We start from the raw sequence: 564 nt of genomic DNA, 5'->3' as shown, positions 1-564 counted from the left end.
GTCTTGAGCCAGGCATCGATATGCTGGTTCTCGCGCATATGCCGGAGCGTGCCGCGCCGGCGGCCGCGCAGTGCCGATACCATATAGAGGCTGAGGAACCAGAAGAGCGTGCCCGTCTGCACCCGCCGGCCTTTGTTGACGCGCCGGTCGAGCCAGGCAAACAGTTTCGGCCGGCTCTCGATCCAGAGGCCGAGGCCCATGGGCAGCGTGCCGCAGACCTCTTCCATGCGCGGATGCATATATTCGGTCATGTAGACGATCTGGTCGTCCTTGGCGCCGACTTCCTTGCGCACCCGTTCGAAGCGCGATTGCCGCACCTTCAGGTCGGCAACGCGGATCACGTCGTCATAAGTCATGGCGACAGCGACATATTTCGCCGCCTGAACGATGAAGGCAAATCCCCTTGCCTCGCCGCCACTGGCCTTGTCGAGTGCGAGAAGCTGTTCCAGCCGGTCGAGATATTCACCGGCATAGTCCGGATCCTGGAAATCCGTGAGCTTCTTGACGCCGGCGAATAACAGCGGCTGGGCCTCAGCCGGAAAGTCGTTGCGGATCCGATTGACC

1 protein-coding gene is annotated in these 564 nt (G+C 61.7%); it reads right to left on the bottom strand.

Annotated elements, in window-relative coordinates:
- Positions 1-564 (bottom strand): DUF6537 domain-containing protein (locus AC1D0P_RS27525; protein ID WP_477679632.1); only part of this gene is annotated, 564 nt, incomplete at both ends.

This window comes from Polaromonas sp. P1_G2, assembly GCF_056405515.1.
Note: the sequence above shows the minus strand (reverse complement) of the source record. Positions and strands in the feature narration are given on the sequence as shown.